Genomic DNA, 14402 nt, shown 5'->3' on the forward strand with positions numbered 1-14402 from the left:
GGTGGATCGCCCCGCGTTCGTACCCCGCATGCATGGCGCGTTTGACACGCTTCGCGCGATTCGGCGCCGCGTTGCTGGCGGCACTGTTCTGCCTGCATGCGCAGGCTGCCGCGCCGGGTATCACCGGAACGACGTTCGATCTGAGCGCCGAGGCGAACCGTGTCAGTCAGCCGGACGGCGCGAGCATTTACGCGTGGGGTTACGGGTGCCGCACAGCGCCCGCGGGATTTTCGCCAGCGGGCATTGCGGGCGCGAACTGTCCCAGCATGCAGGTTCCGGGGCCGACACTGATCGTCAAACAGGGCGACGTCGTGACGGTAACGCTCACCAATAATCTGCCGGCCGCCGCGGGCAATACCTCGATCCTGTTTCCGGGCTTCCAGGTATGCGCGGCGGTGCTGAATCCGGACGGCACCTGTCCGGCGACGCAGACCGGCGTCCCAGGTGTGTTGACACGCGAGGCGACCCACGGCAACAAGGTCACCTACAGCTTCGTGGCGGCGACACCGGGAACGCATAGCTACTACAGCGGCACGCAGGGCGATTTGCAAATCGAAATGGGCTTGTCCGGCGCGCTGATCGTCTTGCCGACTTCCGCGCCCGGGACGCTCGCGGTGCCGACGGGCTGCCGCGCCGTATCCTCGACGCTGCCCGACGGTCAGCCCGATTACCGGAATGCCGCGGCGGCCTACAACCATAGCGCGACCTGCTACGACCGCGAGTATCTGTTCCAGTTTGCCGAAATGGATCCGCGCATCCACTCGCAGGCGGAACAGCAAGCGGCCAAAGCGTGCACCCAGTCCACGGGTTGCATGACCGTCGAAACCGAACCCTATCATCCGGCCTATTTCCTGATCAACGGGCGCTCCATGCCTGACGACATGGACCCGAACTACGCGCCGCAATATCCGAATCAGCCATACAACGGCAATCCGCACATGCATCCCGGCGAATTGGTGCTGCTGCGAGTGATCGGCACGGGGCGCTGGCAGCATCCGTTCCACGAACATGGCAATCACGTGCGTGTGCTGGCGCGCGACGGCAACCTGCTGCTCAGCAAGACGGATGCGACCAAGCTCGCCGGCCCCTTGCTATTCACGACCACGACCACGCCAGGCCTCGCGATGGACGGCATCTTCTACTGGACCGGCAAGGGCCTGAATTGGGACGTGTACGGGCACAAGGCGGGCGACGGCAGCGTCTGTATTCCTGATGCGAACGGCTACTACACCGCTGACCCGAAAGCGCCCAATTACTACGAGTGGTGCGCCGATCACAACAAGGCGCTGGAAGCTCATCCATTTGGCAACGTAGGCAGCGGCGGTCCGATCACCTTGCCGGATGCGCGTGTGCTGACCAACGGCGCCTGGTTCGGCGGCAGTCCCTACCTCGGGCCGGACGCCACTGTGCGCGCGACCGCCTACAACGGGACGACGCCGCCTAGCGGCACGGTCGTGAATCCACCGTCCGCCGAAGCCGGCTTCGCCTACATGTGGCACTCACACAATGAACGCGAGATCACCACGAACAACATCTTCCCAGGCGGAATGATGATGATGATGCTCGTGGATCCACAAGCTTTCACGATCAACGAAGGCAATTAGAGGCGGGGAGAAACGCGATGAGATCCACCCAGTTCAAAGGGACGCTCCTCGGTCTGATCAAGGCGGGCGTCGCCGCAACGATCCTGCTCACGGCGAGCGGCATGGCCTTCGCCCAAAGCGTCACTCTGACGGCGCAGGCCTCGACGATCGCGCTTCCCGACGGACAGGTCGTGCCGATGTGGGGTTACACCTGTTCAGCGGCGGCGACGGCGCCCGCTACCTGCGCGGCGTCGAATGCGGGCGCGGGCGCAAACTGGTCGCCTGTCGTGATCACGGTGCCGCCCGGCCCCCTGACCATCAATCTGACGAACAATCTGCCGGGCTCGATACCCACTTCGCTTGTCGTGGTCGGCCAACTCGGTGTCGGCCAAGGGACGACGGCGACGAGCACGGCAAGTCCGGCGCATGCGACGCAAACCGCGACCACCTGGCCGATCGCCAGTAGCGCGAGCGGCGCGAGTTTCACGCCGCCCGCCCAGCCGCCGCGGGTGCAGTCATTCGCGAACGAAGTGACGCATGGCCAGATGACCTCTATGACCTGGAGCAATCTCAACCCCGGCACTTACCTGATCGAGTCGGGCACGCATCCGTCCATTCAGGGGCCGATGGGCCTGTATGGCGTACTGGTGGTCAGAACGCCGGCCAACGGCTCGACGCGCGCGCTGGCCTATCCCGGCGTCAGCTATGACGCGGACGTGCCGCTCGTGCTGAGCGAAATCGATCCGGTGCAGAATGCCGCCGTGGCCTCGGCCGTGACGACGTCCGGCTTCAGCGAAACCACAGTCTGGTCCGGTCAGCCGAACGGTTGCGGCAATCCGTCGTCGTCGACGTATGGCACCTGCTATCCGCCGGCGGTGAACTACGACCCGCGCTACTACCTGATCAACGGCATCGCGTTCGACCGCAACCACGCGGCCGGTTCGACCTTTGCGGCTGCAGCGCCGGCCTCCACGGGGCTCGTGCTGCTGCGCTTCGTCAATGCCGGGCTGCGCATGCACGTGCCGTCCGTGGTGGGCGCGCAAACCGGCAACCCGGCGATGTCCGGCTTCTCGCTGCTGGCGGAAGACGGCAACGTTTTGCCGGGCAATCTGCGGGTTCAGTCGGAGGTCTTTCTCGCTGCTGGCAAAACCTATGACGTGCTGATGAATGCGCCTGCAACGGGCGCACTCGCGTTGCCTGTGTTCGATCGCGAGTTGAGCCTGTCCACCAATAATCAACGCGATGGCGGCATGCAGGGGTATATCAGCGTGAACGGTGGCGCAACGCCGGTGTCGACGGCTGCCAACACCGGCGCCGTGGCCAACCCCGACAGGTATTTCCTCGTGCCCGGCAACACGTTGAGCGTGACGGATCCCGCACGCGGCGTGATCGCCAACGATGTGGGCGTCTCCGGCGTGCAGGTCAAGACCCCGCCGACAGGCGGCGTGCTCACGCTGAATCAGAACGGCACCTTCACGTATGTGCCGAACAGCGGCACGACGTCGGACAGCTTCGTCTATCAGGCGAACGGCAATCCCGCGCTGACAGCGCTAGTGACGCTGGCGCCCTGCACGGCAAGTTCTCATTGCCTGTCCGGCGCACCCATTGCCCACGCCGACACGTACACCAGCAATATCGCTTCGCTCCTGCACATCGGCGCACCGGGCGTGCTCGCCAACGACACTGACCCGTCTGGCCTGCCGCTCACCGCGACCTTGTCGGGTGCGGTAACGGGCGGCACCGTCACGCTGAACGCCGATGGTTCGTTCAACGCCGTACCGTCGGCGCCGCCGAAGGGCAGTTCGACAGCCACGGTCACGTTCCACTACAAGGCGGTCAATTCGCAGAACACGGCTAGCGCACCCGCAATGGTCACCGTGAAGTTCAACGGCGGCAGCGGACTCGCCGTGGCGGTGAAGGACGCGCCGACCGGCACGTTGATCAAGGACTATCGCTGGATCATCGAGGAGGACCGCACGTTCCAGATCGACCCCGCCTGCCAGGTGAACGGCGCCGGGCGTCCAGCTTCCTGCCCGCCGCTGCCGGTGCCGAGTCTCGGCACCAGTTTCCATACCAGCTACATGCCGGTCATCGCGTCGGGCTGCGTGGGAACCATATCGTGCGAGTCGGGGCAGACGGTGTTCGATCCGGCCACCAACTCGCATGTGCCGGCCGTGTGCGACGTCGGCGACGGAGCATGCCGCACGACTGCCGCGCAACAGACTCCGGTCGATCCGGCGCAAGTCGCGCTCGATCCAACGAGGCACTACTACATTTCGATCCTGCCGGGCGACGCGGGCAACACGTTCTCGCAAGGCTCCGGAACGCCGCAACCGGGGCCGAACGGTACGCAACGGCAATTCGACATCTCGAAGGACTGCCCGTCCGGCCCGGGCGGCGCGGACTTCGCGCCCGGTACCGGCAAATGCGGTCACGCGATGGGCGGCGCGCCGATCGCAGCAGCGCAAACCGCGGTGAACGTGCTGTTGCAACAGACCCCGCTGCAGACCGCGAAAATCTCGGTGTTCGTGTTTGAAGATGACGCGCCGGTCAACGGTGAAGTGGACGTGAGCGGCGGGACGGATGCATTCGGCACGGCGCGCGAACCGGGCCTCGGCGGCTTCGAAATCAAGCTCTTCGACGACGCGGGCGGCACGGGCGCTGCGACCGGGCAGATGAGCTACGACATGTTCAACATGCCGCTGTCCAACTCCCTGGCGGGAATGAAGGATCCGGCCACCGGTCTCGACGCTTGCCCGATCTCGAAGACGACACACGACGGCATCGTCGGCATGATCCCGACTTGCCCGAGGTTCGAGTCCGACAACAAGACGCTGTCGCCGCTGGTGGGCCAGGCGATCATCGCCAATCTGATGCCGGGACGCTACGGTGTGGCCGCGTACCCTGCGGCCGACCGCATCGGACGCGGCGAAGAGTGGCTGCAGACCAACACGCTCGACGGCCAGAAAGCGCACGATGCGTTCATCAAGATCGGCGGCCCGGCGTACTTCCAGGAATTCGGGCCGGCAGGTTTTCACGTGACGATCGGCTTTGCAAATCCGAAGATCATCAATGCGCGACTGCCTGCTCTTTGCAAAGGCGTGACCTGCAACAACGGCATCAAAGGTCGGATCACCAACCTGCACTACAGCCGGCCGCCTAATGAAAACCTCTACGGCGCCGGCTCGCGCGACTCGCTCAGCTTCACGCAGTGTTATGTGAGCGTCGGCGATCCGGACGGCGAGGATGTTGCGTTCACCAAGTGCGCGGCCGACGGCTCGTTCAGCGTGAGCGGCTTGCCCGATGGCACGTACAGAATCACGGTGTTCGATCAGTGGAACGATCAGATCGTCGACGGGCTGGCGACGGCCGCAGCGGTGAAGGGCGGACAGACGGCGAACGTCGGCGAGCTGTCAGTGCTTCAATGGCACACCAATCTGTACACGCGAACCTTCCTCGATACCAATGGCAATGGCGTGTCGGATGCCAGCAAGCCCGGTGTCGCGCTCGTACCAACCACCATCCGGTTCCGCGACGGCAGCTATTCGAACTTCAATACCACCGACCTGAACGGCTATGCGTCGTTCAACGAAGTATTCCCGCTGTTCAACTGGTACATCGCCGAGACCGATACGACGCGCTACAAGCAGACCGGCGTCCATGCGGTCTACGATGCGGGCGGCCCGCCAGATGGCACGCCCGGCGGCGGTACCTCTACCATTGCGGCTCACTACGCCAACACGAAGGAATCCGCGACGTCGCACCTGCCAACCCACCTGCGCTTTCCCGGCTCGGTGTATTGCAACGACGCGGACTGCAGCGATCGCTCGGGCACCAATCCATCTACGGGACGGATCGACCCGCCATGGGTGACGACCATGGGCTGGCAAGGCTTCTCCGGCCAGAGCTCGTTCCTCGAATTCGGCAAGGCGCCGTTCGGCGCGACCGAAAACGGCGGCATTCATGGCGAAGTGGTCTATGCGTCGACACGACCGTTCGACGACCCGGCCCAGCTCGTTCACACGAGCTGGACGCCGAACGTGCCGAACGTCACGGTGAATCTCTATCAGGAAAACATTGCCGCGGACGGCACCCAGAGCCTCGTGCTCGTGGATACGGCCAAAACCAGCAGTTGGGACGACTGGGCGCAGGGCTTCCGCTCGGACGGCGTGCCGAACATGAATTGTCCGGGCCAGGAAACCACGGACCCGTTCTTCTTTACGCTGAAAAACACGAAGCAATGGCTCGATCCCCAGCAGCGCGCGTTGCCGGCAAACTCGCAATTCAAGTGCTATGACGGCATGCACGCGTTCAACCAGTTGCAGCCCGCGCCGTATGACGGGATGTACCAGTTCCCGAGCGTGACGGGCCGCAACTCGACCACCGGCAAGCCGACTGGCACGAACTGCTCGATCTGCGTGACGAATCCGTCCGGCGACGGCACGAAGATGCTGCCCGCCGGCAAGTATGTGGTCGAAGTCATCGTACCGCCGGGTTATGAACTCGTGAAGGAGGAGGACAAGAACATCCTGATCGGCGACAACTATATCGCGCCGGTGACGCAACAGTTCGGCAGTCTCGGCAACATCTTCATCCTGCCCGACCAGGCGGCGGTGAATTCGAGCTACAACGCGAACAATGCGCAGAACCCGACCACGGATCTCGGCATGCAGCCTCGCAACGAAGAGGTCACGGGCATCATTCAACCTTCCTGGCCGTGCGTGGGCGCACTGCGGATCGTGCCCGACTTCATCAGCCTGTTCCCCGGTTCGCAGGAAGTCGCACCGTTCGCGGGCGCGTCCAGGCACCTGTGCGACCGCAAGGAAGTTACGCTGACCCACCAGATGTCGGCGGTCGCGAAGTTCTGGGTGTTCAGCTCCACGCACGTCGCCGCTCACTTCACGGGCTTCATGCTGGATGACTTCTCGTCTGAGTTCGACCCGTACTCGCCGCAGTTCGGTGAAAAGTTCGCGGTGCCGAACGTGCCGGTTTCGCTGAAGGACTTCGCCGGCAACGAAGTGTCGCGTGTGTATTCGGATCAGTGGGGCATCTTCAACGGCCTGAACTATTCGACGTGGCAAGTGAATCCGCCGAACCCGACGGGTTACGCGCCGACCATGATGGTGGCCTGCATGAACGATCCCGACATGCCCGATCCGGCGCATCCCGGCCAGACGAAACGTGATCCGCTCTATAACCCGGCGTACAGCCAGTTCTGCTACGAGATTCCGTTCATGCCCGGCCAGACACAGTACATGGATACCCCGGTCGTGCCAGTCCAGGCGTTCGCGGACGGCTACAACCAGCCCGACTGCGCGTATCCCGACGCGACCCCGGCCGTCTCGACGGTGACCGGCGACTCGAGCGGCGGCGGGGCAGGTCCGTGGGTCAGTGCGGCCGGCCATACGCTGACGATCAAAGCGCTCGGCGACCAGACCGTGGTCAACCATGCCTATACCGGACCGGCTGCGACCACGGCGCCGTATAACCAGAAGTTCGTCACGCGCCACTATGGCTTCGGCGCCGCGCGGGGCACTGGCACGGTCACGATCGGCGGTGTCGCCGCGACGGTGACCTCGTGGAGTGACACGCAGATCACGGTGACGGTGCCGAACCTGAGCGCGGCGCAGTCGAGCTGCACGATCCAGCAGCGTGGCGTCAACACGCAGACGCGCTGCGGTGAACTGGTGATCACGTCGGGCAACGGCAAGAAGTCGATCGATACCGTCACGGTCACGATCGGCGGTAAGGCGCCGACGTATGTGGCTGGCGAGAACGGCACGAGCAACGCCATCCAGAAGGCCATCGATAGTGCAACCCCGGGCGACATGATCATCGTCGGACCCGGCGTTTACAACGAAATGCTGTTGATGTGGAAGCCGGTTCGTTTGCAAGGCGTCGGCGCGACCTCAGTGACGGTCAACGCGAATACCCACCCGTCCGGCAAGATGGACCCGTGGCGCAGACAGGTCGACTGCCTGTTCGGCGTGGCGCTAAACGGTGGCCTGATCAGCTCCGGCAACCCGTACGACCTGACCGGCAAGTACTCGTGCAGCACCGCGATGCAACGAAAAGTGGATGCGATTCCGCTGGAACCGACGATAGGCTGGGACAACACGCTCAACGGCAATCTCGGCGAACTGCTGATCGAACCCACGCTGATGGGTGCCTACGAAGGCGCCGCCATCACGGTGCTCGCCAAGGGCGTGCGCGACGTGAACAACGCCGCAGATCCGAACTGCACGGCGAACGGCATCTGCACGCCGCTCACCAGCAGCAACGCGGATTGCACGCAGTACTCCAGCAACTTCCTGTGCAATCCGTCGCGGGTGGACGGCATGACCTTCACGAATAGCTCGCAAGGCGGCGGCGGGATCTTTCTGCACGGCTGGAACCACTACACGGAGGTGTCGAACAACCGTGTGTCGAGCAACGCCGGAACGCTCACGGGCGGCATCACGATCGGCCAGGTCGAAGTGCCGGACGGCACGATCGCGGCGAATGGCATCACGCAGTTGCCGTTCGCGTACAACACCCATGTGAACGTGCACCACAACGCGGTGACCGCGAACGCATCGTATGGCGATGAAATCAACTCGACCACGCCTTCGTCCGCAGCCGGTGTGACGTTCTGCTCGGGCGCCGACAACTATCACTTCAACTACAACTGGGTGTGCGGCAATATCAGCAGCGGCGACGGCGGCGGCATCGCTCACTTCGGCTTCAGCTACAACGGCGACATCTCGCACAACTGGGTGATCTTCAACCAGAGCAACAACCCGACGTTGCCCACGTACGGCGGCGGCATCATCGCCCAGGGTGTGCCGCCGGACGGCACCTTCTGCGAGAACTCGACGGTCGACATCGATTGCGCGCCGCAGCTTTCCGACGGCGTCGGCCCGGGCCTCGTGATCGACGGCAACCTGATTGTCGGCAATACCGCGGAAAGCGGTAAAGGCGGCGGTCTGCGCTTGCAGAACATCAACGGCACGGACGTGCAGCGCAGTCCGAACAACCGCAACGCGTGGTACGAGGTCAGCGTGATCAACAACATCATCGCGAACAACGTGGCGGGCTGGTCGGGTGGCGGCGTGTCGCTGCAGGATGCGGTGCGGGTGAACTTTGTCAACAACACGGTGATCTCGAACGATTCGACTTCGTCGGCCGGTGTGCTGTTCAACACGGCGCTGGCTGCGCAGGCGAACGTCGGGCCGCCGAACTGCACGACGGTGGGCGCCGAAACGACCTGCAGCCCGATCACGACGTCCACGTTCCAACCGTCGGGTCTCGAGGTCGCGCGGCATACGTCGAACTTCATCAGTGCGTTCACGAGCCCGAACGTGGTGTGTCCCGGCAACCTGCCGAACTGCAGGACGTTCTCCAACCCGGTGCTGACGAACAACGTGTTCTGGCAAAACCGCTCCTTCTATATCACCGTGGCTGGACTCAATCCGAACATTCCGGGCTTGCAGAACACGGTCGCACTGAACCCGACGCTGAACCAGTCGGGCCAGAAGACCGGGTATTGCGATCCGCATGCGATGTATTGGGACATCGGCGCGTATGGCGATGTGAAGCCCTCGACTCACGAGTCGGGGGTGACGCTTGCCCCGCAGTATTCGATCCTGACCGATGCCGGCGATTACCCGAACGCGCACAACAGCGGTGCGAATCCGAACGTGGTCAGCCAGTACTGCAACGGCTCGCGTGTGCCGCCTGAAGGTGGCGGGAACGGCTTTGCGGTGCCTCCGGGGATTGCCGACACGGTGCTGCCGAATCCGCTGTTCAGCTTGCTGCCCTCGGCCACGCCGGATGAAGGCAACAACTGGATCAACATGTCGTACGGCCCGCTGTCGCTGTTCAACGCCACGATCCCGTCGGGCACCGCCGGCTACGGCGTGCCGCTCGGCAACTATTCGATCGAGTCGAATTCGCCGGCGGTCAACGCAGCCACGCCGGTTGGTGCGCCGAACCACGACTTCTTCGGCACGGCGCGCCCGCAAAACGGGGGGGTCGATATCGGCGCGGTCGAGTTGCCGCGCACGGGTGGACTTGCCGGTCTCGCCGGGCTGGTGACAGGAATCAATCTGTCGTTCGGTCCCGCAGGGCTCGACCAGTTGCTGAACGTCATCAGCGACGCGCTTCAGGGGCAAAGTACCCTGACGGGAGTCTTGCCATGAAACACCCATTGTCGTCGGCGTGGCGGAGAGCGTCGCTGCTATCGGGTGTTTGTCTGGCCGCGGCCATGCTGGAGACAGCCGCGGCGCAGCAAAACCCGGCGGCCGCGACTTCGCCAAGGGCGTCGCCGTATATGCCGGTGAAAGTGCCGCAGCACGCGCAGCAGCTGTATCAAATGATGCATGGCGTCGACAACCTGAGTGTGCGGCGCACCGCCTCCGGCAATCTGTTGCGCTTCAGCTATCGCGTCACCGACCCGGCGGTCGCGCAGTTGCTCGGCGACAAGAACTCGACGCCGTATCTGTATGGCGAGAGAAGTCATGCATTGCTCGAAGTGCCGGTAATGGACACGATCGGCCAGCTTCGGCAGACCGGTCCGCAGGAGGTCGGCCAGCAATACTGGGTGGTGTTCTCCAACAAAGGCAACCTGATCAGGGCAGGGGATCGCGTCAATGTGCTGATCGGCGCGTTTCATATCGATGGACTGGTGGTCGAATGATTGCGCCAGCTATCCGCGAAGAAAGGGAGGGGTGAGCCATGAAGCGGTTGTTTTCGATGACGGTCCCGATGGCGGCCTTGCTGGCCGCGGCCCTGATGCCGGCCGCGGCGTCGGCGGCCGACCTGAGCGCGGCGCAGATCGTGGAGCGCAACGTCGCTGCGCGCGGCGGTCTGAAGGCGTGGCACGCCGTCAACACGATAACGATGACAGGACAGATCGACGTGGGCGGCACCAAACCAGTCAAGCTGCCGTTCACGATGACGATGAAGCGGCCGCACAAGAGCCGCTTTGAACTTCGTTTCGATAATCAGACCGCGTATCAGGTCTACGACGGTTCGCAAGGCTGGAAAGTCCGGCCGTTCCTCGGACGCAATGACGCCGAGCCTTATACGTCTGCCGAGGCGAAATCGGCCGCGAACACCGCCGATCTCGACGGCCCGCTGATTGACTACGCGAGCAAGGGCAGCCAGGTCGCGGTGCAGGGCATGGATACCGTGGAGGGCCACCGCGCCTACAGGCTCATGCTGACGACGAAAGATCACACCGAGCGTCATGTGTGGATCGACGCGACGAACTTTCTCGAGCTGAAAATGGATGGCGACCCGCGCAAGCTCGACGGGCGCATGCACAACGTCGCCGTCTACTTCCGCGATTACCACGCGGAAAACGGCCTGGTCGTGCCGCATACGCTCGAGACAATAGTCGCGGGCGTGAAGCAGACCCATCAGATGACGATTCAGCACGTGACGGTGAATCAGGCCGCCGACGATTCGCTGTTCGCCAAGCCGCAACTCGCCATGGTCAAGGTGCCGGCTCGCTAGCGACGGCAGCACACCGGGAGAAGGTCATGAAACGGATTGCTTGGTGGTGGTTGCTTGTGGCGATCGCCGCCGCGTTCGCGATGGCGCAAATGCCGGCCGCGAGGTCGGACGACAGCCTTGGCACGGAGGAAATCGTCGCGAGGAACGCCGAGGCTCGCGGCGGCGCGGATGCCTGGCGCAAGGTCATGTCGATGGAGTGGGTCGGGCACGTGGACAGTCCGAATGCACCCGCGTCGAATCTGCCGTTCATGCTCACGTTGATACGTCCCGACCTGACTCGCTTCGAGGTCACGGCGGCCAATCAGATGATCGTGCACGTATTCGACGGCAAGGAAGGCTGGAAAGTGCGCCCGTCGGGAAGCGGCGGTCCGGATGTGCGCCCCTATACGAGCGATGAAGTGAAGTTCGCGCGCGACGCGCAGGTCATCGACGGCCCGTTGCTCGATCACGCCGCGAAGGGCATCGACGTCGCACTCGAAGGCACCGACAAGGTCGAAGGACGCGATACCTATCGTCTGTCGCTGCGCTTGCCCTCCGGTGCGACGCGCCACGTGTGGGTCGACGCGCAGAATTTCCTCGATGTGAAGTCCGACCGCGAGGCGCGCGGTCCTTCGGGCCAGCCCGCGATCGTCGAGGTGATGTATCGCGACTTCAGGGACGTGGATGGCGTGCGGATTCCGTTCGTCATCGAAAGCGGCCCGGTCGGGACGGATAGGAAAGACCGGCTGGTGATCGACAAGGTCACGCTCAATCCGCCCCTCGACAGATTGACGTTCGCCAAACCGGTCTGGCAGGGGCGGCACGCTTCCGTCACGATCGGCGCCGATACCTCGCCGGCGAGCGGCTCGCCGGTCCGGCCGGTTCCTTAGTCATGCACCGCGCCGGGTTCTTTGGCGTAGCGGGCGCGCTTGCCGCGCTGCTGCTGGCCGGCGTGCAACAAGCGAGCGGCGCGCCTCCCATCGATGCCGGCGAGTCGATCTACCAGCGCGGCATTGCCGGCTCCGGGGAAGCGGTTCAAGCGACCCACGATGGCGGCGTGCGCATGCAAGGCGCCGCCGTCGCATGCATGAATTGCCACCGGCGCAGCGGGCTCGGCGCGCGCGAAGGCAACAGCACCATTCCACCGATCAGCGGGCAGTATCTGTTCCACCCGCGGGTCCAGAATCCCGAGGAGCTGGAGATACCCTACGTCGACGGCATGCGGGCCAATCGCGAGCCGTACACGGACGCGACGATCGCCCGTGCGATCCGCGAAGGCGTCGACTCCGAGGGCAAGCCACTCAGCAATCTGATGCCGCAGTTCGCGCTGAACGACGCGGACATGGCGGCGTTGATCGGCTATCTGAAGCGGCTCGACCGGCGCAGGGCGCCGGGCGTCACGGATACCGTGCTGCACTTCGCGACGATCATCACACCGGACGCGGATCCGGTGAAACGGCGCGGCATGCTCGACGTGCTGGAACACTATTTCGCCGACAAGAACGCTTCGCCGCTCGGCGCAACGCCGCCGCTGCGCACCTCGCGCAAGATGATGTTCATGGTCAACCGACGCTGGGAGTTGCATGTGTGGGAACTGCACGGCCCGCCCGAGACCTGGCACGAGCAGTTGAAGGCGTATCTGACGCAGCAACCTGTATTTGCGGTGTTGTCGGGAATCGGCGGCAAGAACTGGGCGCCCGTTCACGACTTCTGCGAGCAGGAAGCGGTGCCGTGCCTCTTTCCCAACGTCGACGTACCAGTCGAGACCGACCAGGACTTTTACTCGATGTATTTCTCGAAGGGCGTTCTCCTCGAGGCCGGGCTGATCGCGAAGCGTATCCTCGACGCGAATAGCGGCTCACCGGCTGGCATGGTGAAGACCGTACGCCAGGTCTATCGCGCGGGCGACAGCGGCGAGGCGGCTGCGCAAGCGCTCGCGAGCGCACTGAAGGACCACGGCGTGAGCGTATCGAGCCACAGGCTCGCGCCGGGCGATAGCGTTGCCGAAGCGCTTCGCGGTGCGCGTGGAACAGATGCGCTGGTGCTGTGGCTGCGGCCACCTGATATCGCGGCGGTCGCCGGCAAGCCGCCCGCTTCGACTCAGGTCTTTGTGTCGGGACTGATGGGTGGCCTGGACCGCATACCCTTGCCGCAAAGGTGGCGCGACGCCGCGCGTATCGCCTATCCGGTCGACCTGCCCGAGGGACGACGCGTGCGTGTCGATTACGCGTTCGGCTGGTTCGCGATCAGGCATATTCAGGTCGTCGACGAGCGCGTTCAGGCGGATACCTATCTCGCGTGCGGGCTGCTCGCCGAGACGCTCAGTCACATGGTCGATGCGTTCGTCAGAGACTACCTGGTAGAACGCGTCGATGACATGCTCGACCATCGGATCCTGACGGGCTACTATCCGCGCCTGACGCTCGCGCCGGGTCAGCGCTTTGCCTCGAAGGGCGGTTATCTCGTTCGCTTTGCGCAACCCGAGGACACGCGTGTCGTTGCCGATAGCGCGTGGATCGTGCCGTAGCAGCCGGGCAGGGCGGCATGACAGCGCCGCCGGCGCGCATTAGCCGCTGACCGTCAGCAGACGCCGGTAGCGGTCCAGCACGCGCGGCACGTACTGACGCGTCTCGGGGATCGAAGGGATGCGATAGCCGGCCCGAATCACGGCGTTCTCGCCCGCGTTGTACGCGGCCAGCGCAAGTTCCATGTCGTCCTGGAAGAGATCGAGCAGGAAGCGTAGATAGCGCGCGCCTGCCAGCACGTTGTCGCGCGGATTGAACATGTTGCCGCCCGAAAAGCGCCGCGCGGTGTCGGGCATCAACTGCATGAGACCCTGGGCACCTTTGTCCGATACGGCATTCGGGTTGTAGCGCGACTCGACGTCGATCACCGCGCGCAGCAGTTCGGGCGCCACGCGAAAGGTGCGGCTTGCTTCTTCGATCACGGCGCTGAATGTGCTGTTTGTACGTTTCGCACTTCGCTCGGGCGGCGGGTCTCCCGCGACGATCACGCGCAGTCCCGCCGTGCCCGGTGTATTGGTCAGGACGATCGCACCTTGGCTGTCGACCGCGCCAAAGATGTCCGCATGCGCGAGCCCAGTTGATGTCATGCCGAGCGTCATCATGACCGCCCGAAGCGTACTCGCCGACAGCAAAGAAGAGCGCCTGCGCATGTTCGACATCCCTCCGCGTCGTCATTGTGAATCGCGCAAAAGGACCTGAGCAATGGGGCACCCTCCTACTTTTGGAGGTGCGCCGAGTAGGGTATTTACTGGTTTGCAGAAATGTTACGTCTGTAACGAATTGTGAGATCCGTCAGGCTTGGCTACTGTTCGTCATT

7 protein-coding genes are annotated in these 14402 nt (G+C 63.9%); 6 read left to right on the plus strand and 1 reads right to left on the minus strand.

The features are described from left to right. The first annotated feature begins 32 nt into the window (after positions 1-32). The 6 genes from F6X42_RS19260 to F6X42_RS19285 are packed head-to-tail and all read left to right on the plus strand — an operon-like array spanning position 33 to position 13587. Complete coding sequence (locus F6X42_RS19260; protein ID WP_187635844.1) at positions 33-1604, plus strand: multicopper oxidase family protein; 1572 nt, start codon at positions 33-35, stop codon at positions 1602-1604. Between the two features lie 17 nt (positions 1605-1621). Beyond that, complete coding sequence (locus tag F6X42_RS19265) at positions 1622-9763, plus strand: cadherin-like domain-containing protein (protein WP_246530142.1); 8142 nt, start codon at positions 1622-1624, stop codon at positions 9761-9763. Next, complete coding sequence (locus tag F6X42_RS19270; RefSeq protein ID WP_187635742.1) at positions 9760-10260, plus strand: hypothetical protein; 501 nt, start codon at positions 9760-9762, stop codon at positions 10258-10260. Before F6X42_RS19265 ends, F6X42_RS19270 begins: the two co-directional genes overlap by 4 nt. A gap of 38 nt (positions 10261-10298) precedes the next feature. Then, positions 10299-11081 carry a LolA-like protein gene (locus tag F6X42_RS19275; RefSeq protein WP_187635743.1) on the plus strand — a complete coding sequence of 261 codons (783 nt, stop codon included), beginning with the start codon at positions 10299-10301 and terminating at the stop codon, positions 11079-11081. A gap of 26 nt (positions 11082-11107) precedes the next feature. Next, positions 11108-11950: a LolA-like protein gene (locus F6X42_RS19280; protein ID WP_187635744.1), complete on the plus strand. Its 843-nt coding sequence runs from the start codon at positions 11108-11110 to the stop codon at positions 11948-11950. Positions 11951-11952: 2 nt separating this feature from the next. Continuing rightward, a complete protein-coding gene (locus F6X42_RS19285; protein WP_187635745.1) occupies positions 11953-13587 on the plus strand; it encodes a c-type cytochrome in 1635 nt (544 codons plus the stop codon). 39 nt (positions 13588-13626) lie between these two features. Here F6X42_RS19285 and F6X42_RS19290 read toward each other — a convergent pair whose 3' ends face one another. Continuing rightward, positions 13627-14235, minus strand: coding sequence for a lytic transglycosylase domain-containing protein (locus tag F6X42_RS19290; protein ID WP_187635746.1), 609 nt, complete (start codon positions 14233-14235; stop codon positions 13627-13629). Positions 14236-14402 lie beyond the last annotated feature (167 nt).

Origin of the sequence: Paraburkholderia podalyriae (assembly GCF_014397785.1) — a bacterium.
GTDB lineage: Bacteria > Pseudomonadota > Gammaproteobacteria > Burkholderiales > Burkholderiaceae > Paraburkholderia > Paraburkholderia podalyriae.

What these genes read in the sequence shown, in the direction of transcription:
- F6X42_RS19260 (WP_187635844.1), top strand. Translation starts at nt 33, where the DNA reads ATGGCGCGTTTGACACGCTTCGCGCGATTCGGCGCCGCGTTGCTGGCG.
- F6X42_RS19265 (WP_246530142.1), top strand. Translation starts at nt 1,622, where the DNA reads ATGAGATCCACCCAGTTCAAAGGGACGCTCCTCGGTCTGATCAAGGCG.
- F6X42_RS19270 (WP_187635742.1), top strand. Translation starts at nt 9,760, where the DNA reads ATGAAACACCCATTGTCGTCGGCGTGGCGGAGAGCGTCGCTGCTATCG.
- F6X42_RS19275 (WP_187635743.1), top strand. Translation starts at nt 10,299, where the DNA reads ATGAAGCGGTTGTTTTCGATGACGGTCCCGATGGCGGCCTTGCTGGCC.
- F6X42_RS19280 (WP_187635744.1), top strand. Translation starts at nt 11,108, where the DNA reads ATGAAACGGATTGCTTGGTGGTGGTTGCTTGTGGCGATCGCCGCCGCG.
- F6X42_RS19285 (WP_187635745.1), top strand. Translation starts at nt 11,953, where the DNA reads ATGCACCGCGCCGGGTTCTTTGGCGTAGCGGGCGCGCTTGCCGCGCTG.
- F6X42_RS19290 (WP_187635746.1), bottom strand. Translation starts at nt 14,235, where the DNA reads ATGCGCAGGCGCTCTTCTTTGCTGTCGGCGAGTACGCTTCGGGCGGTC.